Raw genomic sequence first — 22,985 nt, 5'->3', positions numbered from 1 at the left:
ATACGATTTTAAACTGATTTTCTAACATACGATTAAACAAGCAAAGCGATGACAAAACAAACACTGCTGAGAGTGTGGGCCTTCCTGCTTTTGTTCAACATTCTGGTAGTACCAGATTTGTATGCGCAACAGGAAATTACTATAACGGGAATAGTAAAAGATCCACTCAATGCCCCGATGATTGGTGTATCTATTGAAAACTTAAGATCCAAACAAGCCGTTATCTCGGGCGAAAATGGAGTTTTTTCGATTCAGGCAGCGAAAAGCGATAGCCTGATAGCCACATTTGTGGGCTACAAAGATTACAGATGGATGTTTAACGACCGTATCGATATACAGATAGTAATGGAAGCTACGTCCAACAATATGGATGGTGTGGTGATCGTTGGTTTTGGTCAGCAAAAAAAGATCAGTCTGGTTGGAGCCCAGTCTACAGTTGACATGGAAGATATTAAGATACCTGTAGCCAACCTAAGTGCAGCACTTTCCGGAAGAATTGCTGGTTTGATCGGTGTACAGCGAACCGGGCTTCCGGGCTCCAACGGAGCTGATCTCTGGATCAGAGGTATTTCTACGTTTGGTAATAACTCCAGCAGCCCGTTGGTAGTGGTAGACGGAGTAATAGGAAGAGACATTAACGCATTTGACCCGGAAGACATTGCTTCCTTCTCAATCCTGAAAGATGCCTCGGCCACTGCAGTGTATGGTATTGCTGGAGCCAATGGTGTTATATTGATCACCACTAAAAAAGGCCGCCCCACCAAACCGGTCCTAATGTTCAATTATACACAAGGTTTTAACTCCTTTACCAAATTGCCTGAACTAACAGACGGTATTACCTATATGCAACTTAGAAATGAAGCACAGATAGCCAGCGGTTTGTTACCCGAATATTCCCAGGCATATATCGACAGCACAATTGCCGGCAATCAGCCATATGTATTCCCGAATGTAGACTGGATGAGTACTATATTTGGAAAAAGCTCTCAAAACAGACGCGCTAACTTCAGTGCCCGAGGAGGTGCAGACAATGCCAATTACTATGTAGGTTTGGCTTACTATGAAGAAAACAGTTTACTAAAGCTTGATGAGCTGCAGAGCTATAATGCCGATGCCCGTTTCAGGAGAATCAATTTCACTTCTAATGTAAACATGAACTGGACCAAGTCGACCAAATTTGAATTAGGTATTCAGGGTTATGTAACCAACACCAATATGCCTGGTACCGGCCCACAGGACGCATTTGCGCGAGTAATGCAAACCAACCCTGTTCTTTATCCGGTAATGTACCCGGGCAATCTATTACCAGCTGTTAACCAGTCTACCGACGCACAGCCTAACCCCTGGGGTTTGATCACTCAAAGAGGATATGTAAATACAGCCAGCAACCAGCTTTATTCCAATGCAAGGATCACACAGGATATGGGTAGTATTGCGAAAGGTTTATCAGCCACCATACTTTACTCCTTTGACGTATGGAATTCCCATTCTATCTCCCGAACCCGGGACAGGAGCGCTTATCAGATTGACAGAGGCAATCCTTATCTACCTAACGGAAGCCTGAATCTGACTTTAGTTCAAAATGGTTCTGATGATTTATCTTACTCCAGAAGTAACGGTGCCAACCGCCGCAACTACATGGAGGCTTCGGTAAACTATGATCGCGACATCATCAACGACAAGAACCACATCACCGCCATGATCCTTTATAATCAGCGTGAAGACATCGGTGCATTTGCTAATGACCTTACTTCCTCGCTGCCGACAAGAAGCCGTGGTTTGGTGGGGCGCGCCACTTATGCCTTTGACAACCGATATTTCGGAGAATTCAATTTCGGTTATAATGGCTCCGAGAATTTTGCGCCTGAAAACAGATATGGCTTCTTTCCTTCTTTTGGTGTCGGTTATGTGGTATCGAACGAAAAATTTTTCGAGCCGTTCAAAGAAGCGATCACCTTCCTGAAACTTCGTTATTCAAATGGCGTAATCGGCTCGGGCTCTGGGGGCAGAAGGTTTGGCTTCCTAACCATTGTTAACGGATCGGCATCCGGATTCACTTTTGGAAATGGTAATGGCAACGTGAGTTATGGAGGCACGGCAATATCTGAATACGGTTCAATGGTACGCTGGTCAGAAGTACACAAGCAGAACTTTGGTGTTGAAATCAAAACACTAAACAACAAGATCTCATTAACCGCAGATTTTTTCAACGATAAACGAACCGGTATCTTCCTGCAAAGAAGCGTACTGCCCGATTATATCGGTATCAACAGCAACCCTTATGGTAACCTTGGCTCAATGACTAATAAAGGATTTGATTTCACCTTTGAAACAACGCCTTTGACCATAGGCCAAACCTATTGGGATTTCAGGGCAAACGTAACCTATAATCGTGACATGATTATTGAGAACGATCAGCCACGTCAGCCCTTCCCTTATATGGAACGCAGAGGTTTCAGTTCTTTATCACGTTATGGCTATGTAGCCCTTGGTCTCTTCGAAAGTGAAGAAGATATCAAAAACAGTCCGATTCAGAGAACCGGCGCTGTGCGCGTGGGTGATATTAAATATAAAGACATCAACGGCGATGGAGTGGTGGATGCCAACGATGTAACCAGGATCGGAAATGGTGATGTACCCAATCTGATCTTCGGCGCCAGCTTCAATGTAACCTGGAAACAATTTTATCTTGGTGCATTCTTCCAGGGTACTGATGGCGCCGACAGAATGCTTGGCGGCGACGGTATACTGCCTTTCAACAACAGTACCGGGCCAGAGCGTAGCAACCTGTTTGCACTTGCGGCAGACAGATGGTCTCCGGAGAATCCTAATCAGAACGCATTTTATCCACGACTTGGTTATGGTAATGTTGTAAATCAGAATAACTCGGTTGCCAGTACCTGGTGGGTAAAAGATATGGACTTTGTTCGTTTAAAAACAATTGACCTTGGATACAATTTCCACAAAGGATTTCTTTCCAACCTTGGTTTGAAAAATGGCAGGATTTACTTGCAGGGCGTAAACATTTTCTACTGGAGCAAATTCAAACTATGGGATCCGGAACTTAATACAAACAATGGTGCAAGCTATCCTAATATCAGAACTGTATCTGTAGGTATCCAAGCCAATTTTTAATCCCCCTCAAACAATTATAAGAAATGAAAAAACTCATATACGTTCTCGCTGCAGGCCTGCTTATCACGGCACCTTCCTGCAGTAAGTACCTCGATCAGGTACCGGACAATATTCTCACAGAGGAAGACATTTTTAAATCAAAATCAAGAACAGATAATTTCCTCGCCAATATATACTTTGCTTTACCCAATGAACTGGCGCAGCGCTATACCGCGACCGAAAATTCGGGCCCTTGGAGTACAGCCTCCGACGAAGCGAAGTATAACTGGCCATTTAACTATGGTAACAATTTAAATTCGAGCGTGTGGGCCAATACCGATGGCAATGTGGCACATTACTGGCGTGAATACTACAGGGCTATTCGTAATGCAACTTTTTTTATGCAAAACATTGATAATGCTAATGAAGCAGAAATTAATGTTTCGCTGAAAAGGAGCTACAAGGCTGAAGCCCGTGCGCTACGCGCCTTTTTCTACTTCCAGATTGTTCGCATGTATGGCCCGTGTATTATACTGGGTGACGAGTTGCTTGATTTTGAAGCCCCCCTTGAAAGCCTGAAACTTAGCCGCAGTCCTATGGACGAGTGTATCAACTTCATTGTGTCGGAGTTTGACGCGGCGGCAGAAGGTCTTGGCACCGAACCGCTTAACGGAGAATGGGGGCGCTGTACAAAGGGTATGGTAAAAGCCTATAAAGCAGAAGCGCTCTTACTGGCAGCCAGTCCTTTGTTTAACGGAAATTCGGCCTACGCAGCATTAAAAAATACTGATGGCACGCAACTGATTAGCCAGACCTACGATGCCAATAAATGGAAGATCGCGGCTGACGCTCACAAGGCATTCCTCGACGAATTCGTTCCGGGCACTTACAATCTTTACACGGAAACCAACAGCGATCCGTTTATCCAGGCTTACCTGTCAACACGCAACGTAATGAGCAATAACTGGAACAAGGAGTGGATCTTTGCAAGATCGAATTCAGGCAACTGGACTCAGTACGACCGTACTCCCAAGCATGTAGGTTTTCCTTCAGGCGCACAAGGAGGTGGTGCACTGGGTGTAACGCAGAAAATGGTAGATACCTACTTTATGGCCAATGGTTTGCCAATCACTGCGTCTGGTTCAGGATATACCGAAACCGGATTCAGCAGCTTCAAAGCCCCCTATGATGTGGCGGCCAGAAACACTTTCAACCAATGGATCAACCGGGAGCCAAGATTTTATGTGGGTGTTACCTACAACAACAGCTACTGGTTGAATCAACTGTCTAATCCTACCCCAATTATTACTAATATGGAGTTCAATGGTAATTCAGGACGCTCTCAAAGCACTTCTGATGTAACCCCAACAGGATACATAGTGAGAAAGAATGTGATACTGAATGGCAATGCCAGAGGGGCTCTCCTGCTTCGCCTGGCTAATATTTACCTAAACTATGCTGAAGCCCTGAACGAATCCAGTCCGGGTAACGCGGATATTCTTCACTACCTCAATCTGATCAGAACAAGAGCGGGCATACCCGTGTATGGCTCAGCCAATATTCCCGTACCTGCTTCGCAGGCAGCAATGCGGGAGGCTATCAGGCACGAACGCATGGTTGAACTGGCTTTCGAAAATGTACGCTACTTCGATACCCGCAGGTGGCTGATTGCAGAACAGGCTAACAGCGGCGCATTCTACGGGATGGATTTGTCAAAAACCGGAAATGCTTTTTACCAGAAGGTGGTTCTCGAGAACAGGATATTCCGCGACAGGGACTATTTGTGGCCCATACCCAACAACGAAGTTTTAAAAAATGAGAAACTGGTACAAAATACCGGTTGGTAATTGATCTGCTGACATTTAAATTAATTGTACATCATGAATTTTCTACGTCATACTATAAAATGCGCGGCCGGATTACTTGCAGTTGGCATTGCCATCATCGCCTGTAACAAGCCCGATGAGATCACAGTTCCTTTTGAAGGCACGATTTACATGCCGCAGGCTTTTGCCGAAAAAAGCGCTATTACCTTAATCCTTGCAGACTCTGCAGAGAAGATCGCCTTTGGAGGGGCCTATGCCGGACTTGGATTTCCTAACAGCGACATCCCGCTCAACTTTGAACTGAAACCCAGCCTGGTTAGCACGTATAATGCAAGCAATGGCACTTCCTACAGGCTCTTGCCAGATTCAGCCTATACCATACAGGGACTTAGTTCGGTGATACCGTCTGGCAAAACAACGTCCAATCCCCTGACCCTGTCAGTAGCTTCTAAAAAGCTATCGAGAGACTTTCAGTATATCCTGCCAATTGAATTAATGTCGGCGGGGGGATCTAAGATCGATTCAGCCAGGAAGATCGCTTATATACGCATCGAGAACATTATTCGTAAAGAAACAGATATCACACAGCTTGCAAAGCTTTCCGTTTCCCAGGAACACAGAGATGGCCCGGGCGCCGGTGAAGCTTCATCGAAGCTGGTAGACGGCAGCGTAGACACTAAGTTTCTTCTCCACTCGTTCCCTGCCAATTTCTGGGCGCAACTTAGTTTCGAAACTGCAAAAGTAGTAGGTGCCTATACAATGACTTCAGCAAATGACCAGGAATCCAGGGATCCCAAAAACTGGAGATTCCAGGGATCCAATGACGGTACAAACTGGATCGATCTCGACGTTCAGACGGATATTCTTTTCACAGATTATAAACAAACCAAGCGATTCGAATTTGATAACAACACCCCCTACAAGCATTACCGTTTGCGGATAGAGGCCCTACGCTCTAATCCTATCGGCGGTCTGTTCCAGTTGGCTGAGTGGAGACTGATTACGTTTAAATAAAATCAAACGCTTTCCTCAAACAAGTATCAGGCCGGTGTGAAATATATAAACTTCGCCCCGGCCTTTTCTTTCAATTTATTGACAAAAATGACAACGCGTCTATCTATCTATTTCATTGCATTCATAATGTTCTTTTACAGCTGCAGTGAGAAAACCATTCCTTCGACATCGGCAGCGACGGCAACAGTGACAGCTGATACTTCCTTTTATCCTCCTTACACCTGGCAGGAACACTGGTTCGACCACCGGCAGCTGATCAAAAGGGTATACTTCAATAATAATGTAGCAGTATATTTTGATGATGATGTAAGCCGTGAAAAAACCAGCTGGCTCTTTGGCCTGGTAGACAGCGCCTGGGCCTATACCAAAAAAGAATATGGCAGCTTTGGAAACAGTGACACGACCAACCGCCTATTCGCTATCTTTCATACCAACAAATATGGTGGCGGGCACCCGGGTACCTACCTGGCATCACGACATGATTTCCGCAATGTAATTGACCTGGGTGCGGGAGCTAATGCCTGGACGAACCAAACAGACTGGGAACTAAGCGCTACCATACACGAGATCTCGCATATAGTGGAGGGAGCTTCGAAAGGAGTAAAGGAGTCCCCGGCATTTGATATCTGGGGAGACAGCAAATGGGCTGAAATTTATGTGTATGACATTTACGATTACCTGGGAAGAAAAGACATCCAAAAACGAGTATTTGATGAATGTATGGAGAAAACAGACGCTTATCCCCGGGCCAACACCGCCTGGTTCAGAAATTGGTTTTTCCCTATTTATGAACAATATGGTAAAGTGAAAGTTTTAAACCGTTTTTTTGACCTGCTGGCTGCGCATTTTCCTAAAAGGCAGGAAACTAATGGCACTCTAACTTATGAAAGAAGATTGAATATGGGAGAATTCATTCATTTCTGGAGCGGCGCGGCAGGAGCAGATCTTTCCATTCGAGCGCAACTAGCTTTTGGAGAGAAAGACAGATCGGGGGCGGATTGGTGGCCTCAACTTGAAAAAGCAAAAAGCGATTTCAGCGAAATTACCTATAAAGCCGATTCAACATATGGAGCCATTATTTCAAAACGAGCTTTGCTGGAAGTCAGTAAAGAAAACGAAAACGGGCCCAACGGTAAGGAAGGCTCCTCTAAACTGACTGACCTGGACAATAACAGTAAATTTTTCGTAAAAGGTTTTTCTCCCGGCTTCTCTATCCAGCAAACACCTGCTAACTCAACTGCTGTTAACGCCTATCTACTTACTTCGGGGAACGATGTACCAGCGCGGGATCCTAAAGCCTGGGTATTGGAAGGTTCGCAAGACAAATTGACCTGGACGGTATTGGATAACAAAACAAATCAATCCTTTACTTACAGGAACGAGATCAAAATTTTTAACTTTCCCAATAAAGTCACCTATAAGCACTATCGCCTTCGTATTACCGAAGCCGCCGGCAGCCCTGATATTCAGCTCTCTGAATGGCAATTATTGCGTAAATAAACCGTTATATGTGCGTTAACAATTGGTTCAAAGTTTATTAGGTTAAAAAATGGAAAACTCTTTTTATTTTTATCCATCGCCAGACAATTGGGCTCATTCAGGCAGTACTAACGATTGCAAACAGACCATGTAACAATTACCGGCATCAACCCAACAATGTGATTAAACATATTTTGTAATGACAAACGATAAAAAAAAGACAGGCATTTTATTAGCGGTCCTCTGTGTTCTTTTACTAACAGTACAGACAGCCTCGGGCCAATTAAAAAGCATTAACAACCGGTTACCCCTTTTGCAAAAGGCTTTTGTTGACCTCAGGTTCGGAATGTTTATACATTTCAATATTCCTACTTATATGAACCAGGACTGGGCTGATCCGGAGGCCTCTCCTTCCCTGTTCAATCCGGCGAAACTCGACTGTAACCAATGGGCAGCGGCAGCAAAAAGCGCCAATATGAGCTATGGTTGTCTTACTACCAAACACCATAGCGGCTTTAGCATCTGGGATACTAAAACTACATCTTATAATGTAATGAACAGCCCGCTGAAGCGCGATGTAGTAAAAGAATTCACCGAAGCTTTTAGAAAAGCCGGCTTAAAAGTAATGCTGTACTATTCTATCTTAGATACACACCATCAATTAAGGCCTAATAGCATCACACCTGCTCATATCAAAATGGTTAAAGATCAGATTACCGAGCTGCTCACCAGATATGGCAAAATAGAAGCTTTAATCATAGATGGCTGGGATGCGCCCTGGTCGAGGATCAGCTACGACGATATCCCGTTTGAAGAGATATACCTGCTAATAAAAAAACTGCAACCCGATTGCCTGGTGATGGATCTTAACGGAGCCAAGTATCCGGCTGAAGGAATGTTCTATACAGATATCAAAACCTACGAAATGGGCGCAGGGCAAAAAGTACAGGAAGATAAAAACCGCATGCCCGCCCTGGCCTGCCTGCCTATCAATTCTTCCTGGTTCTGGAAAGATAATTTCCCCACCACTCCTGTGAAAGAGCCTTCGAAACTGGTGAATGATTTGATTATCCCGCTTAATAATGCCAACTGTAATTTTATCCTGAATGTGGCACCCAATAAGGACGGGCTTATTGATGATAACGCCCTGGCCTCCTTAAAAGAAGTGGGCAAAATGTGGAGTAATAAGGGACCTGTTGTCAACCTGCCCACATTAGACGCACCGATCATTTCGCACAACCTGGCTACCGGCAAGCCCACCAATTCGAGTTGGAGCGACGACATGAACATTATGGACTTTGCCAACGATGACCGTTATACCACATCATGGGTATCCAATCCAACAGTAAAAGAACCCTGGTATGAAATCGACCTGACAAAGGCTACAGTATTCAATGCGATATCTATTACAGAAACTCGTTCCAACATCAACCAATACCGCATCGAGTATTTTACGAATGGTAACTGGAAAACGGTCATTAACGGAGATATGAGCAAGAATGTAAAGGTGCACCGGTTTCCATCGGTAACCGGTGCAAAGATCAGGATACATATTCTGAATGCCCGCCAACAAGTGTCTATTGCTGAAGTTGGCATTTATAATGAAAAAATTTAGTTTTCAAGAAATCAATAATAAAATGAAAAAAATCCTGCTACCTCTTATCTCCTGCGTGTTGTCTATATATGCGCCGGCACAGAGCAATAGCCATCTAACAGAACTGGTAGACTATGTAAACCCGTTAATGGGTACGGATTCCAAGGGAAGCCTTTCCAACGGCAATACTTACCCTGCTATAGGTTTACCCTGGGGCATGAATTTATGGACAGCGCAAACCGGTAGCAATGGCAATGGCTGGCAGTATACTTATGCTTCTGATAAAATAAGAGGATTTAAGCAAACCCACCAGCCCTCCCCGTGGATGAATGATTATGGTATGTTTTCTATCATGCCTGTTACGGGTAAAGCGGTAGCAGACCAGGACGGAAGAGCCAGCTGGTTTTCTCATAAAGCAGAAATTGCGAAGCCTTATTATTACAGTGTTTACCTGGCCGATCACGACGTGACAACCGAGATCACACCTACCGAAAGAGCCGCCTGTTTTCGCTTTACCTTCCCTAAAACTGATAGTGCCTTTGTAGTGATCGATGCTTTTGACAAAGAGTCTTATGTAGAGATCATTCCTTCACAAAATAAAATCATTGGCTATACAACCAAGTATGCACGCGGAAAGCTGAAGAACTTTAAGAACTATTTTGTAATCCAGTTCGACCGGCCCTTTACCAGCACCGGCACATGGGTGGACAAAGATATTACGAGGGGATCTTTGAAACTGCTGGAACAAAAGAACAGCGGAGCCATAGTTGGCTTTTCCATTTCTAAAAGAGGCGACAAAGTACAGGCTAAAGTAGCTTCTTCTTTCATCAGTCCCGAACAGGCTGAAATCAACCTGAAAGAAATCGGCAACAGGAACTTTGACCAGGTTGCAGCTGCAGGTCGTAATATATGGAACAAAACACTGGGCACTATTAAAGCCGAAAGCAAGAATACAGACCAATTGCGTACTTTCTACTCCTGCTTATACAGGATGGTGTTCTTCCCTAACAAACTATATGAAATTGATGCCAAAGGAAAAATAATGCATTACAGCCCTTATACCGGTGAAGTATTGCCTGGCTATATGTTTGCCGGTACCGGTTTCTGGGATACATTCCGCGCACTCTACCCCTTTCTAAACTTTGCCTTCCCCTCTATCAACAAAGAAATGCAGGAGGGTTTGATTAACGATTATAAAGAAGGCGGCTTTCTTCCCGAATGGAGCAGCCCGGGTTATGCCGATATTATGATCGGCAATAATTCAGCATCTGTTGTATCAGATGCCTATATCAAAGGAGGCCGTGGTTACGATATACAAACGCTCTATAAAGCCCTGCAACATGGCGCCAACAATGAAGGCCCTATAACCGCTGTAGGAAGAAAAGGCGTTCAATATTATAATGAACTGGGCTATGTGCCCTACGACGTGGGTATTAATGAAAATGCAGCCCGTACTTTAGAATATGCTTATGATGATTTTTCCATTTACCAATTGGCAAAGGCGCTAAACCGCCCCAAGGAAGAAATAGAACTGTATAAAAAACGTAGTCTGAATTACAAAAATCTGTTTGATCCTGAGCATAAACTAATGCGCGGTAAAAATAAAGACGGGCAGTTTCAAAAGCCGTTCAATCCGCAAAAGTGGGGTGACGCATTTACCGAAGGTAACAGCTGGCATTATTCCTGGAGCGTTTTCCACGACATCAATGGTCTGCTGCAACTGATGGGTGGCAAAAAAGACTTTGTAACAATGCTGGACTCCGTTTTCGTTATGCCCCCTACTTTCGACGACTCTTATTATGGCGGCGTCATACATGAGATCAGGGAAATGCAGATCATGAACATGGGGCAATATGCGCATGGCAATCAGCCCATTCAGCACATGATCTATTTATACAACTATGCCGGCGAACCCTGGAAAACCCAGTACTGGAGCCGTGAAGTAATGGATAAACTTTACTTTGCTACCCCTGACGGCTATTGCGGTGATGAAGACAATGGCCAGACTTCTGCCTGGTATGTATTTTCTGCTATGGGCTTTTATCCAGTATGCCCGGCCACAGACCAATATGTACTGGGATCTCCCCTGTTTGATAAAATAACCGTTACGCTTGAAAATGGCAAAAAGGTTGTCATTACCTCCAGTAACAACGACAAGAACAATCGCTATGTAAATGCACTGAAATTCAATGGCGCTAATTACACCAAAAACTGGATCAGTCATTTTGATCTGCAGAAAGGCGCTAAACTGGATTTCTCTATGAGCAACACGCCTAACAAAACCAGGGGAACCAGCGATACAGATTTTCCTTATTCACTATCAACCGATCCACATTCAAAATAACAATACCGTTTTAAACAAAATCATAATAGCAGCAGTTTAAGCGGGCTATTGGTACGATATTCATAAAAACACTCTGATAAAATATGAAAAAGATAATCGCAGGGATAGGATTACTGGCCTTCATAGCTACCAACAATAATGTACATGCTCAGGAAAGAGCCTGGGAAGATGTTGACATCACCAGTGCTATTAGTAATGATACGATCAAAAGAAAAAAGTTCACCATCGTTTTTATTAATAAGTCTGGAAAGTTCGATCCGAAGACGGGCGATCGTATGATCGAAACCTTTTTTAAAGTATATCCGCAGGAAGCTAAACTGTACAATAAGAACACCCGGAAGTTGGTTACATTTGTAATCGATCCTGAATATACTGCAGTGGCTGCAGCTTCAGGTGGTGTAATTAAAGTAAATCCTGAATGGATGATCAAAAACCCCGAGGACCTCGATGTGGTAACACATGAAGCAATGCATATTGTACAAAGCTATCCGGGATGGGCCGGGCCGGGCTGGGTTACAGAAGGTGTTGCAGACTATGTTCGTTACAAGCTGGGCGTGAACAATCACGCTTCGAACTGGAGCCTGCCTGCATTAACGGATAAGCATCATTACACTAATGCTTACAGGATTACCGCGAGGTTCTTTGTATGGATTGAAAAGAATTATAATAAAAAGCTGGTTCAGAAACTGGATCATGCAATGCGGACAAAAACTTATACCAAAGATTTCTGGGCTAAAGAAACCGGTAAAACGGTAGATGAACTTTGGGATCTTTATAAAAAAAATCCGGCCATCTAAAATTAAAGAGCCTACATAAGAAATTCAGATATCAACAATAATGAGCTACAAAGCACTTACACTATCTATAACTTCCCTTTTTGCAGGTTGCCTATTACAGGCACAAAACAACAATCTGACTCAATACGTGAATCCATTGATTGGTACTGCCAAAATGGGACATACCTATCCGGGCGCAACCGTACCGTTTGGCGCCGTACAGTTAAGTCCCGATACAGACACCATTCCCTACGCGGGCCCCGACGGTAAGTATACAGGCACCGCCTATCGATACTGCGCGGGATACCAGTATGATGATCCAACCATTGTTGGATTCAGCCACACCCATTTCAGTGGCACCGGTCATTCAGACCTGGGCGATTTCCTGATCATGCCCACCACCGGCCAACTACAGCTAAACCCCGGGACAGCGGACAAGCCTGAGACGGGTTACAGGAGCCGGTTCAGCCATAGCAACGAAATAGCTGAACCTAACTATTACAAGGTAAAACTCGACGATCATAATATACTGGCCGAAATGACTACCACCACCCGCGTCGGCGTACACCAGTATACTTTTCCTAAATCAGACGATGCGCATATTATCCTCGACCTGATGCATGGTATTTATAATTATGATGATAAAAATACCTGGACTTTCGTCAGAATAGAAAACGATACGTTGATCACCGGTTATAAACAAACGCACGGCTGGGCTAAAACACGTACGGTGTATTTTGCCATGACCTTCTCCAAGCCTGTTCAAAGCTACGGATATGCTCAATTTAAGAAACAGGTATACCAGGGCTTCTGGCGCCGGTTTAACGTAACCCGGAATTTCCCGGAAATGATCGGGCAAAACCTGCGGGCTTATTTTAATTTCAAAACAGAGCAGGACGAAAAAATAAAAATAAAATTTGCGCTATCCCCTGTTAGTACAACGAACGCATTGGAAAATCTTCGTACAGAAACACCATCGTGGGATTTCGCTGCCATCAAAGTAAAAGGCCAGCAACAATGGAACCAGGAGCTGAATAAGATACAGGTAGAGGCTTTGAATAAAGAGGACATGACCAATTTTTACACAGCCATGTATCATACTTTCCTGGGGCCAACTGTTTACAGCGATATGAATGGCCAATATAAAGGATTAGACCAAAATATTCATACGGCTAATAACTTCACTAACTATACTACATTTTCTCTTTGGGATACTTACAGAACACTTCACCCCTTCTTTAACCTGGTGCAGCCTCAACGTAACAGCCATATGATCCAAAGCATGTTAGCACACCAGCAACAAAGCGCGCATAAAATGCTACCCGTATGGAGTCATTATGCCAATGAAAATTGGTGTATGAGCGGCTATCATGCAGTACCTGTAGTAGCCGATGCCATCGTTAAAGGCATTAAAGGATTTGATTATAACAAGGCGCTGGAAGCCTGCATTACCACGGCCAATGTAAAATATTATGACGGATTGGATGACTATATACGCCTTGGATATATACCTGATGATAAACGGGGCAACTCGGTGTCTACTACACTCGAATATGCATTTGACGACTGGAGCATTGCCATGGCAGCAAAAAAACTTGGCAGGAATGATGTATATGAAGCCTTTATCAAAAGATCACAAAACTGGAAAAATGTATATGACGCAGCTATAGGTTACATGCGCCCTAAGCTCAGCAACGGCAGCTTTAAAAAAGAATTTGACATACTCTCAACCCATGGCCAGGGCTTTATTGAAGGCAATGCCTGGAACTTCAGCTTATTTGTTCCGCATGACCCCAAAGGTATGATCGATGCGATGGGTGGTGATAAAAAATTCCTGCCGCATTTAGACTCGTTATTTAGTATGCATTTACCGGACGAGTTTTTTGCGCATACAGAAGACATTACCCGGGAAGGGATTATCGGTAATTATGTACATGGCAACGAACCTTCGCACCATGTAGCTTACCTGTATAACTTTACCAGTCAGCCCTGGAAAACACAGGAACGGGTGCGCATGATCCTTAAAAAGCAATACAAAGCTGCTATTGACGGGTTAGGCGGCAATGATGACTGCGGACAAATGAGCGCCTGGTATATTTTCACTGCATTAGGCTTCTACCCTTTTGCGCCCGGCAGCGAAACCTACCAGTTGGGAAGCCCGGCAATTAAAAAAGCTGTGATCCATTTGGAAAATGGCAATACACTAACGGTAGATACCCGGAACCAATCGGATAAAAACGTATATGTATCCAAAGTTACTTTTAACGGTATTCCGGTAAAAGGAACAGCCATCGATCATAGTAAGTTAATAGCGGGTGGTGAGCTGGTATTTTATATGTCGTCGAAGCCTACTAAATAGGATATCTCGTCTTTAAATAGGCGGCGTGATAAGAGTTTCTTATCACGCTTTTTTGTTTCACACAAACGCTCCCGTCCTTTCCTTAATCGCCCATTTGGCCATTGCATTGATTACGGGTATCAGTCCCTTACCCGAAGTGCTCAGGCTATAAGTAACAAAAGGCGGCACCACCGGCTTCGACTCCCTGATTACCAGCCCGTCTTCTTCCAGCTGCTTCAGGTGCTGTATGAGTACTTTCTCGGTAATAGCTGGGATAGCCCGCTTCACCTCACTGTATCGTTTAGACTGTTTGGATAGATGGTAAAGGATGATTGGCTTCCAGTAACCTCCTATCTTTTCCATAACATAGGTTACGGGACAAAGATCCAGTGCAATCTGTTTATTCTCCTGTATGGTAGATGTTTTCTTTACTGCTGTCATGATACATACTTCAGGGTAAGTACTTGTATAAAAGTAAGTACAAAGCTACCTTTGTCCTGTCAAACAAAAAAATTAATTATAAAAAATAGACAGATGAAAATTACAGTAACAGGATCTTTAGGAAATATCGGCAAGAACTTAATCCCCATACTTACCGGTGCCGGACATGATGTAACTGCTATTAGCAGCAATATTGAACGTAAAGCCGATATAGAAGCATTGGGTGCAAAAGCTGCCATAGGTTCGGTGAGCAATAGCAATTTCCTTACAACAGCTTTTTCAGGAGCAGATGCCATTTTCGCCATGACACCTCCCAACCTGGGCGGCAGCCATATCATTGAAAACACCACCAACGCAGGCAAAGCATTTGCAGCAGCCATTATCGCTTCCGGTGTTAAAAAAGTAGTGATGCTAAGCAGCATTGGAGCAGATGTACCCAGTGGCACCGGCCCTATTGAGGGCCTGTACCATATAGAACAGATCTACAGCCAACTCGAAGGCGTTTCTGTAACCTTCCTGCGGGCAGGCTATTTTTACACGAACTATTACAATGATGTACCACTTATTAAAAATGCAGGTATCATAGGCTCGAATTTCTCTGATACCATTTCTATACCTCTCGTTCATCCGGTGGATATCGCAACCGCGGCGGCTGAGGAATTACAGCGACCAGCCGCAGGTAATCAAGTGCGTTATATAGTAAGCGACTATCGCCCGGCCGCAGACGTGGCTTCAACAATCGGAGCTGCAATAGGCAAGCCAGAACTACCTTGGGTAGCATTTACCGATGTAGAGGCATTACAAGGTATGACACAGGCAGGCGTGCCGGAAGAAATTGCTGGCCTATATGTTGCCATGGGATCAGGTTTAAGAAATGGTACTATTCAGGAGGATTTTGTGCAAACAGCAGCACCGGTAACAGGAGTTATTAAACTGGAAGACTTTGCTAAAGAATATGCTACTGCTTTCTAATCAATACAGATATTGATTTTTAAAAGAATGTTGACCGGATGCAGATTCCGGTCACATAACTAATCTATAAAAGAGGGATCACTTAGTTGAGGAGATTCCTCTTTTCGCTTTTGCTACAATCGAAATAACTTGGCATTTATCATCGAACAGCCAACTCGCTCTTAATTCCCTGCGCACTTAGCTGCGTTTGCAACCCTGCTATGTGCAACTTAAGAGTGGCCGCCGTTTGGGCGACAAGGTAATTTTGGTTGCAATATATAACTACGATCTGCCTTTCCATTACGTTTAACTACCTGCATCCTCCCACTAAAACCGCTGGCGCGGGCATTGGACTTAACGATTTTAAAAATAACCGTATCTATATCTTGTATCGTAAAAAACAAAACAATAGAAAACGATAATGCCAGGCCTACTACTGTATAAATCAGATATCGAAATTTATATAAGAAGATCATTTAATAACAACTTAAACGGCTGAATCTGCTCAAGCAGATCTTTACTGAAAATTTACGCAGATTATTTGCAAACAGAATCCATTAATCAACACTCTTCCGGATATACTACATCACCGGGCAAATTTATCTTTCCTCCCAGAAGATTACAAAATCATTTACAATTCGCTGCAGGCTTTGTCCGGCAAGGTGTTAAAACGCCTGCTTCATTAATTATTCGTGTTGCCAAAATCACGATCTAAAATTAACGGCTACCATTGCCTCCTAACAAAAAGCAGCTTAGCTTTACACAAAAAAGCCTCATCCAAACTTTTGCTATGACAGATTTTGAATTATTGGCATTCGCCTTCAAACAATTCGCTGGTTTACCAGCACAAGAATTTGAAAAATCAATGCCCTACTGGAAAAACGAAACGTTTAAAAAATGGGATTTTTATAATCAGCACCAGTCGGTTTGCAAATACCTGGGATTTATAAAGAAGGGTGTATTTCGCTCGTATGTAATTGATGGCAAAACCGGTGAGGATAAAAATGTTTTTCTCTACTCAGGCAACCAATTTGTAGTTTCTTTTAAAAGCTTCATACAACAAATCCCCTGTGATTACCACACCCAGGCGATGACGGAGGCCGAGGTTTTATGTATTCATTTTTTAGATTTACAGAAGCTTTACCAGCAATCACATGCCTGGGAGAAATTTGGCCGCTTGCTGGCCCAGGAGGCTTTCAATATTTCTATGGAACGCACGGAAAGCTTTCTTTTTAAATCGCCCGAACAACGATACCTGGACCTTATCAAAAACCACCCGGATATCTTCAATAATATTCCATTGTATCATATTTCCTCCTACCTGGGTATACAGGGACCCTCGCTCAGCCGCATCCGGAAAAGAATTTTAGGTAAATAATACGATTTTAACCCAGGTTAAAGTTTTTGGGATTTTAGCAAGCGAGCTTTGTGTTATCAAATCATTCAAAAAACTAAAAATTCAAGTTATGAACACAAAGCACATTGTACTGATCCATGGTTTATTTGTAAACAATACTACCTGGGCCGACTGGAAAGCCTATTTTGAAGCCCAGGGTTACACAGTACATACCCCAGCAAATCCGGGTCATGAGGGCTTGCCTGCTGATTTAAGAAGCAGTATGCATCCCAAACTGGTTCAAACCGGCTTTACAGATCTAGTAGATAATATAGCAAACTTAATAGACAGTTTGCCAGAAAAACCTATTGTTATCGGTCACTCTTTAGCCGGCCTGATTGTACAAAAACTGGTAGAAATGAATAAAGCGGTAGCTGGTATCAGTATTGATGGTGCGCCTCCCAAAAATGTTTTAGCGCCATGGGCAACAGTAAAAGCCGTATGGCCTGTGGTCAACCTGTTTAAAGGAAACAGTGCCTTTATGGGCAGTAAAAAATGGTACCATCGCCATTTTTTCAATAACTATAGTAAAGCCGAAAGCGATCTTTTATATGAGGCCACTGCAGTTCCTGAAAGTCGCAAAATAGCCCGGGACACTTTACTAAGTTCTTTTGCTACAGTAGATTTTTCAAAACCACATGCTCCCTTATTGTTTATCGGAGGTAGTAAAGACACCATTTTTGCTTCTTCTTTTACTAAAAAAATTGCAGCGCAATATAAAGACTCCAATAGCCGGGTGAACTACAAACACTTTGAGGGTCGGAGCCATTTTATTGCGGGTGAAACGGGCTGGGAAGAGGTTGCAGCTTATGTGTTAAGCTGGATCAAATCTCTGTAGCATCTGAAGCAGCCAGCAACTTTATCTTTAGCGAAAAATTATAGGATTGTTATGCGTTGGGCTTGTATCCGGCCTGATCATGTTATTTAATAAAAACCAGTCTTAAAGCACGATTAATTAACTGTCTGGTTTTCCCTCGCAATTTCATACGTTCAACTGATACCAAGGTTATCTTATCGCTGTTATACAGCTCGATTCTTCAAAATCATCTGGGTTTCCCCGGGCAACCTTATAATACCCTTTTTTACTGGATAAGAATATGTCGCCGCTCTGCGGCTCGATTTACACATTAAATGACAGTGCTACCAACATGGCACCGCTACGCGGCACATCAAGTATTCCAAACGCTTTCAGTTGTCGCCGGCTAAATCTGCTATATACATTCGTTAAGCTGCATAGCCGGGGGGTACAGCATAATCGACTTTTGAAATAAATTCAGCCGCAGAGCGGCGGTATATTAACACTTTATCGATGGGGTACCGCTACGCGGCGCATCAAGTGTTCCAAAAGCTTTCAGTTATCGACGACAAAATCTGCTATATACATTCGTTAAGCTGCATAGCTGGGGTACAGCAGAATTGATTTTTTGAAATAAATCCAGCCGCAGAGCGGCGATATATTAATAACACATCGCCCTAAATATCAACTGAGCCGCATAGCGGCGGCATATTAAACCTAGCCACCATGAATTCGTAACAGTGTCGCCAAGCTTTTGAAAATCCGAAACCCCTATCTTTATCAAAATTTGACACATGACATCGGAAGTAATTTATAATGGTGACCTGCGCACCACCTGCACGCATTTAAAGAGCGGCTCTAATTTTGAAACAGACGCACCTGTTGACAATAACGGCAAAGGCGAGCGATTTTCTCCAACGGATTTGATGGCCACCAGCCTGGCTACCTGCATGGTAACAGTAATGGGCATTAAAGCCCGCACCATGAACTTTGATCTGAATGAGGTAAAAGTAGAAGTGTTGAAGAAAATGGCGGCCGAACCTCGTCGTGTAAGCGGGATTGATCTGAAATTTCACATTCCGGCAAACCTCGCTTCGATTGACGAAAAAACAATCACTATTTTGAAAAACACAGGCAACAGCTGCCCTGTAGCCAAAAGCCTTCATCCAGACATAGAAGTAACAGTTGACTGGGGAGCCTGGTCCTAGAATATTGCAAAGGGAAGAGGCATTTCAGTTAATGAAACGCATCTTCCCTACTTTATGTAAAGTTTATTTATTCCGGTCACTTCCCGCGAACCATTCTTAATACCGTATGTCTTTATTGATATCGTACTTCATCCCTTCGTAACCCAAAGCCCTGCGCATCAATCCCATCTGTCCTAAAAGGTAGCTCTCCCTGTCGAGGCACATGCCTACCATATTGAGTTTATTCTCTTCGAAAAAATCTACGCCCATACCTATACTATAAGGCTGCGCCAATTCTTCATCAGAAACACGATACAACATATCATATAACTGACCCGAAACTTTATGCCACTGGTCTTTCAGGTCACGCAACTCAGGGTAATTAACGTTAGGATCCAATGCCCGTGCGTCCTTAAACAATTCTTCATTGGGATCTTTATCTTCCACACCCAGAATATTGGCCAACCAATAACGGATATTAACCATATTTCCGGCCATCCACACAAAATGGTTGGTGACGTCGTTCACTCTTTTTAAAGCATCGAAACCCGAGATGTTTTCTATCACGTTATCAAAAAGCTGGGTATGCATGCGGTACTGTGGAATTACTAATTGAAGCGTTTTTGCTTCCAGTACCTGTTCTTTTTCTTTAGTATCAAACATAACAAAGGTTTTATAGGTGAGTATTATTATTAACCGGCAACTAAAAACATGCCAGCAAAAAAGCCTGCTACAATAGTGCAGCAGGCTTTGGTTGAATAAGATTACTGTTAACTGATAAACAGGGTTTAAAAATTGGGATTATAATTAACCATCCAGCCAATACCAAATTTATCCACCAGCGATCCGAAGTAGTCACCCCAAAACTGGTCTTCCATAGGCATTTCCACCTTACCACCTTCTGCCAGGGCATTAAACAACTTGTCGGCTTCCTCTTTACTATCGGGATGAAGCGACAAGTATACATTATTGCCCTGCGTTAGCTTGTGACCCATAGATGGAACTATATCGGAAGCCATCAATGTCTGGTTATTATCCAGTGGCAGCGACACATGCATCACCCGTTCCTTCTCTTCATCAGGCAGATTTTCTGTACCAGGAGCACTGCTCATCTTCATAATGCCGCCTGCAAACTCACCGCCGAAAACAGATTTATAAAAACTGAACGCCTCCTCAGCGTTACCATCAAAATTGAGATAAGGATTTAATTTAAATGCCATAAAGTATTGGTTTTTATATTTAAAAGTTAATTATAATCATGTTTTGTATTAACCGGGCTATCGGTATACTCTGCCAGTTCTTTTAATTCCTGCAGGCTTTTAGTAAATCCGTCATTCATCATTTGCTCGTATTCATCGTTAGTTTGAACCAGCACCTTCAATAAAGTTCCTTTTTCATCCGGCAATAACTCATACCGTTCTACAGCGCCGGCGTAAGATCTTACCCGATCGCTGGTGGTATCTTCTACTCCTTTATTGAGTTCCCCGTAATGAGAAAATTCTACAAGCCTGGGAGATTCCAGCGTCTTTATCGTTGAGAGCATTCCGTTTCGCTCCGCATCGAGGAATAAGGTCTTACCTCCCACCTGCCAGTCGCTCTCCATATAAGACCCCGGATTAAAGGGAGCTGTCCATTTGCGGTAGGTATGATCATTCCAAAGGGTTTCCCATACTTTTTCAACAGGTGCACTGATAACAATTGAGAAATTAAGGTCTTTCATAACTGTATGTTTAAAGGTTTCTAATGCTCAGCCTCAGGATACGGAGATAGCGCTTAAATGGTCGATATCTATTTTTTTCATCTGCATCAGCGCATCGGTAACCTGCTTCGCTTTATCGCGGTCCTCCTGGTTCATCAGGATCAATAACTTTTGTGGTACAATTTGCCAGCTTACTCCAAATTTATCTTTCAACCATCCACACATACTTTCTTTCCCCCCGTCTTTAACCAGGTTGTTCCAATAATAGTCCGTCTCCTGCTGATCAGCAGTAATTACGACCAAAGAAATCCCCTCATCAAAATTAAACTGGTGATTTAGGGAGCTATCCATGCAAGCCATTGTAAAATGATCGATATGAAACTGCGCATGTTGCACATTCCCCTTCGTATCTTCTTTTCCGTCATACTCCATAATGCCTTCTGTTTTCGAACCCGGGAATATTTTGGTATACAGTTCAATAGCTTCTCTGGCCCTTCCGTTCTGTTGATTAGCGTACATTAAGGTAGGAATAAAATACTGGCCGGCATTCCCTTTCTCGCCTGTATACAGCTGCCAGGTAACACCAAACTTGTCGCGCACCCAGCCATATTTTGTGCTGAAAGGATAACTATCTAACGCCATTAAAACAATACCATCCCGCGACAATTCATTAAACAGTCTTGTTGTTTCCTGCTCATCCTCGTTGGCAATCAAAAAAGAAATGGAGGCATTAGGTTTAAAATGCGGACCGGCGTTCAGCAGCATCAGGTTTTGCCCGCTGATGCTTAGCATGATCACCATGCCGTTATCTTCGTCAATATGGGTATCAGGAAAAATACTTTTATAGTATGTTGCCGCCTCTCTGCCGTTTTTATCCAGCCATATACAGGGGTATATTTTGTTATTCATATCAACTGCTTTATAGTAATTAATCGCTTTTCAAAATTAGTACGCAATGCCCTTGCCATCACTTGCCATTTGACAAGAAAAAGAGCTGTTTATAATCATTTAACAACAACATATTGCAGGTAAACAACGCCACACTCAAACTTCTTCATATTTTTTAATTTCAGTTTCGACTTCTGTATGTCGTCGAAAAATCTTCTTCCTTCGACTTTAATTTGCGGATCCAAAAGGAGATGGTACTCGTCTATCAATCGCAGATTGTGTAGCCGGGCAGACAATTTTCCACTGCCTAAAATGACAATATCCTTTCCGGCTGAGGTTTTAATATCATTTATCACTTTGGGACTAACCTCATTGTGAAAAATACAACGATCCCAACCTGACTTATTCACGGTTGTAGAAAATATATGCTTCCGGCTTTCATTCATAAATTGATAAGCGCCGGCAAAATCCTGCTGCGCCTGAGCCAGGGGCCAGTAGCCGGCCATCAGATCATAAGTTATACGCCCCATAAGTATTGTATCCGCCTCATTCAACCGCTCCAAATTATAGTTCATCAGTTCTTCATCGCTGGTGAACCAGCCTGTATCTCCGCCGGCACCGGAAAAAATACCATCTAAAGTGATCCAATTCGAAACAAATATTCTGCTCATAACTTTTTATTTCAAGGGCACCGCACAAATCACTTCCCGATCATTTTTATAGATTTCCAGGCAAAATCCTTCCGGATCCAACCCGGGTGTTTTTAACAACCCGGTGAAAGCTGATCCAATTGCCTGAGGGTTCTTCATAAAATCGTCAATAGTACAACTTTTGTAATTCCCCGCCGGTATAGTCATGGTATCCAATCCCAGCGATCTCCCTTCCCCATTGTAAGCCTCATCTACTGCAGCTTTATAAATAATTTGGTCAATATTGCCTTCAGGTCTCGAAATGCCATAAGTAGTTCTTTGGAAAGCATCCGGCACTTTGCTATGCAGCTGTTGGAAAGCAGCCATAACTCCGTCGGGGAAAGAACTGGCCTGGCAAACAATTACGCTTTTATCTCTTTCAATGGTAAGATTTTCCATATACCTGTTTTTAATACAAACCTATGATGCTTCTCCGTCTCATCCCATGTAGAA

19 protein-coding genes are annotated in these 22,985 nt (G+C 43.2%); 12 read left to right on the top strand and 7 right to left on the bottom strand.

The window, feature by feature from the left end; all coding sequences use genetic code 11:
* Positions 1-48 precede the first annotated feature (48 nt).
* The 8 genes from U0035_RS21110 (at position 49) to U0035_RS21075 (ending at position 14,506) form a co-directional block, all read left to right on the top strand.
* Complete coding sequence (locus U0035_RS21110) at positions 49-3,135, top strand: SusC/RagA family TonB-linked outer membrane protein (RefSeq protein ID WP_114790913.1); 3,087 nt, start codon at positions 49-51, stop codon at positions 3,133-3,135.
* A gap of 23 nt (positions 3,136-3,158) precedes the next feature.
* Complete coding sequence (locus tag U0035_RS21105; RefSeq protein WP_114790912.1) at positions 3,159-4,961, top strand: RagB/SusD family nutrient uptake outer membrane protein; 1,803 nt, start codon at positions 3,159-3,161, stop codon at positions 4,959-4,961.
* Positions 4,962-4,994: 33 nt separating this feature from the next.
* A complete protein-coding gene (locus U0035_RS21100; protein WP_114790911.1) occupies positions 4,995-5,954 on the top strand; it encodes a BT_3987 domain-containing protein in 960 nt (319 codons plus the stop codon).
* An 87-nt stretch (positions 5,955-6,041) separates the two neighbouring features.
* Positions 6,042-7,454, top strand: a complete 1,413-nt coding sequence (locus U0035_RS21095) for a discoidin/SUN/FTP domain-containing protein (RefSeq protein ID WP_114790910.1) — start codon at positions 6,042-6,044, stop codon at positions 7,452-7,454.
* Positions 7,455-7,632: 178 nt separating this feature from the next.
* Positions 7,633-9,048: an alpha-L-fucosidase gene (locus tag U0035_RS21090; protein WP_114790909.1), complete on the top strand. Its 1,416-nt coding sequence runs from the start codon at positions 7,633-7,635 to the stop codon at positions 9,046-9,048.
* 22 nt (positions 9,049-9,070) lie between these two features.
* Positions 9,071-11,371: a GH92 family glycosyl hydrolase gene (locus U0035_RS21085; RefSeq protein ID WP_114790987.1), complete on the top strand. Its 2,301-nt coding sequence runs from the start codon at positions 9,071-9,073 to the stop codon at positions 11,369-11,371.
* Positions 11,372-11,454: 83 nt separating this feature from the next.
* Complete coding sequence (locus U0035_RS21080) at positions 11,455-12,168, top strand: basic secretory protein-like protein (protein ID WP_114790908.1); 714 nt, start codon at positions 11,455-11,457, stop codon at positions 12,166-12,168.
* A gap of 40 nt (positions 12,169-12,208) precedes the next feature.
* Entirely contained in the window at positions 12,209-14,506 is a 2,298-nt protein-coding gene (locus U0035_RS21075; protein WP_114790907.1) for a GH92 family glycosyl hydrolase, read from the top strand.
* A 57-nt stretch (positions 14,507-14,563) separates the two neighbouring features.
* Here the strand turns inward: U0035_RS21075 and U0035_RS21070 are convergent, their stop codons facing one another.
* Positions 14,564-14,926, bottom strand: coding sequence for a winged helix-turn-helix transcriptional regulator (locus U0035_RS21070; RefSeq protein WP_114790906.1), 363 nt, complete (start codon positions 14,924-14,926; stop codon positions 14,564-14,566).
* A gap of 93 nt (positions 14,927-15,019) precedes the next feature.
* On the opposite strand from U0035_RS21070, the gene U0035_RS21065 reads away from it, so the two are divergent.
* The 4 genes from U0035_RS21065 (at position 15,020) to U0035_RS21050 (ending at position 19,277) form a co-directional block, all read left to right on the top strand.
* On the top strand, positions 15,020-15,898 hold the full coding sequence (locus tag U0035_RS21065) for an NmrA family NAD(P)-binding protein (protein ID WP_114790905.1): 879 nt from the start codon (positions 15,020-15,022) through the stop codon (positions 15,896-15,898).
* Positions 15,899-16,667: 769 nt separating this feature from the next.
* Positions 16,668-17,255, top strand: coding sequence for a Crp/Fnr family transcriptional regulator (locus U0035_RS21060; RefSeq protein ID WP_114790986.1), 588 nt, complete (start codon positions 16,668-16,670; stop codon positions 17,253-17,255).
* A gap of 88 nt (positions 17,256-17,343) precedes the next feature.
* The gene (locus tag U0035_RS21055) at positions 17,344-18,111 is read left to right on the top strand and encodes an alpha/beta hydrolase (RefSeq protein WP_114790904.1); all 768 of its coding nucleotides are present in this window, start codon (positions 17,344-17,346) and stop codon (positions 18,109-18,111) included.
* 752 nt (positions 18,112-18,863) lie between these two features.
* Positions 18,864-19,277 carry an OsmC family protein gene (locus tag U0035_RS21050; protein ID WP_114790903.1) on the top strand — a complete coding sequence of 138 codons (414 nt, stop codon included), beginning with the start codon at positions 18,864-18,866 and terminating at the stop codon, positions 19,275-19,277.
* 96 nt (positions 19,278-19,373) lie between these two features.
* Here the strand turns inward: U0035_RS21050 and U0035_RS21045 are convergent, their stop codons facing one another.
* From U0035_RS21045 to U0035_RS21020, 6 genes are all read right to left on the bottom strand, one after another.
* The gene (locus tag U0035_RS21045; protein WP_114790902.1) at positions 19,374-19,919 is read right to left on the bottom strand and encodes a DinB family protein; all 546 of its coding nucleotides are present in this window, start codon (positions 19,917-19,919) and stop codon (positions 19,374-19,376) included.
* A 125-nt stretch (positions 19,920-20,044) separates the two neighbouring features.
* Positions 20,045-20,476 (bottom strand): VOC family protein, encoded by a 432-nt coding sequence (locus tag U0035_RS21040; protein WP_114790901.1) that lies wholly within the window; start codon positions 20,474-20,476, stop codon positions 20,045-20,047.
* A gap of 26 nt (positions 20,477-20,502) precedes the next feature.
* On the bottom strand, positions 20,503-20,976 hold the full coding sequence (locus tag U0035_RS21035) for an SRPBCC family protein (RefSeq protein WP_114790900.1): 474 nt from the start codon (positions 20,974-20,976) through the stop codon (positions 20,503-20,505).
* Positions 20,977-21,009: 33 nt separating this feature from the next.
* Complete coding sequence (locus U0035_RS21030) at positions 21,010-21,864, bottom strand: VOC family protein (protein ID WP_114790899.1); 855 nt, start codon at positions 21,862-21,864, stop codon at positions 21,010-21,012.
* Between the two features lie 95 nt (positions 21,865-21,959).
* The gene (locus U0035_RS21025) at positions 21,960-22,514 is read right to left on the bottom strand and encodes a dihydrofolate reductase family protein (protein WP_114790898.1); all 555 of its coding nucleotides are present in this window, start codon (positions 22,512-22,514) and stop codon (positions 21,960-21,962) included.
* Positions 22,515-22,520: 6 nt separating this feature from the next.
* Positions 22,521-22,931 carry a transcriptional regulator gene (locus U0035_RS21020; protein WP_114790897.1) on the bottom strand — a complete coding sequence of 137 codons (411 nt, stop codon included), beginning with the start codon at positions 22,929-22,931 and terminating at the stop codon, positions 22,521-22,523.
* Positions 22,932-22,985 lie beyond the last annotated feature (54 nt).

Origin of the sequence: Niabella yanshanensis (assembly GCF_034424215.1) — a bacterium.
In the GTDB taxonomy this organism is placed as follows: Bacteria; Bacteroidota; Bacteroidia; order Chitinophagales; family Chitinophagaceae; genus Niabella; species Niabella yanshanensis.
This window is presented reverse-complemented; position numbering and strand designations above follow the sequence as displayed.

What these genes read in the sequence shown, in the direction of transcription:
- U0035_RS21110 (WP_114790913.1), top strand. Translation starts at nt 49, where the DNA reads ATGACAAAACAAACACTGCTGAGAGTGTGGGCCTTCCTGCTTTTGTTC.
- U0035_RS21105 (WP_114790912.1), top strand. Translation starts at nt 3,159, where the DNA reads ATGAAAAAACTCATATACGTTCTCGCTGCAGGCCTGCTTATCACGGCA.
- U0035_RS21100 (WP_114790911.1), top strand. Translation starts at nt 4,995, where the DNA reads ATGAATTTTCTACGTCATACTATAAAATGCGCGGCCGGATTACTTGCA.
- U0035_RS21095 (WP_114790910.1), top strand. Translation starts at nt 6,042, where the DNA reads ATGACAACGCGTCTATCTATCTATTTCATTGCATTCATAATGTTCTTT.
- U0035_RS21090 (WP_114790909.1), top strand. Translation starts at nt 7,633, where the DNA reads ATGACAAACGATAAAAAAAAGACAGGCATTTTATTAGCGGTCCTCTGT.
- U0035_RS21085 (WP_114790987.1), top strand. Translation starts at nt 9,071, where the DNA reads ATGAAAAAAATCCTGCTACCTCTTATCTCCTGCGTGTTGTCTATATAT.
- U0035_RS21080 (WP_114790908.1), top strand. Translation starts at nt 11,455, where the DNA reads ATGAAAAAGATAATCGCAGGGATAGGATTACTGGCCTTCATAGCTACC.
- U0035_RS21075 (WP_114790907.1), top strand. Translation starts at nt 12,209, where the DNA reads ATGAGCTACAAAGCACTTACACTATCTATAACTTCCCTTTTTGCAGGT.
- U0035_RS21070 (WP_114790906.1), bottom strand. Translation starts at nt 14,926, where the DNA reads ATGACAGCAGTAAAGAAAACATCTACCATACAGGAGAATAAACAGATT.
- U0035_RS21065 (WP_114790905.1), top strand. Translation starts at nt 15,020, where the DNA reads ATGAAAATTACAGTAACAGGATCTTTAGGAAATATCGGCAAGAACTTA.
- U0035_RS21060 (WP_114790986.1), top strand. Translation starts at nt 16,668, where the DNA reads ATGACAGATTTTGAATTATTGGCATTCGCCTTCAAACAATTCGCTGGT.
- U0035_RS21055 (WP_114790904.1), top strand. Translation starts at nt 17,344, where the DNA reads ATGAACACAAAGCACATTGTACTGATCCATGGTTTATTTGTAAACAAT.
- U0035_RS21050 (WP_114790903.1), top strand. Translation starts at nt 18,864, where the DNA reads ATGACATCGGAAGTAATTTATAATGGTGACCTGCGCACCACCTGCACG.
- U0035_RS21045 (WP_114790902.1), bottom strand. Translation starts at nt 19,919, where the DNA reads ATGTTTGATACTAAAGAAAAAGAACAGGTACTGGAAGCAAAAACGCTT.
- U0035_RS21040 (WP_114790901.1), bottom strand. Translation starts at nt 20,476, where the DNA reads ATGGCATTTAAATTAAATCCTTATCTCAATTTTGATGGTAACGCTGAG.
- U0035_RS21035 (WP_114790900.1), bottom strand. Translation starts at nt 20,976, where the DNA reads ATGAAAGACCTTAATTTCTCAATTGTTATCAGTGCACCTGTTGAAAAA.
- U0035_RS21030 (WP_114790899.1), bottom strand. Translation starts at nt 21,864, where the DNA reads ATGAATAACAAAATATACCCCTGTATATGGCTGGATAAAAACGGCAGA.
- U0035_RS21025 (WP_114790898.1), bottom strand. Translation starts at nt 22,514, where the DNA reads ATGAGCAGAATATTTGTTTCGAATTGGATCACTTTAGATGGTATTTTT.
- U0035_RS21020 (WP_114790897.1), bottom strand. Translation starts at nt 22,931, where the DNA reads ATGGAAAATCTTACCATTGAAAGAGATAAAAGCGTAATTGTTTGCCAG.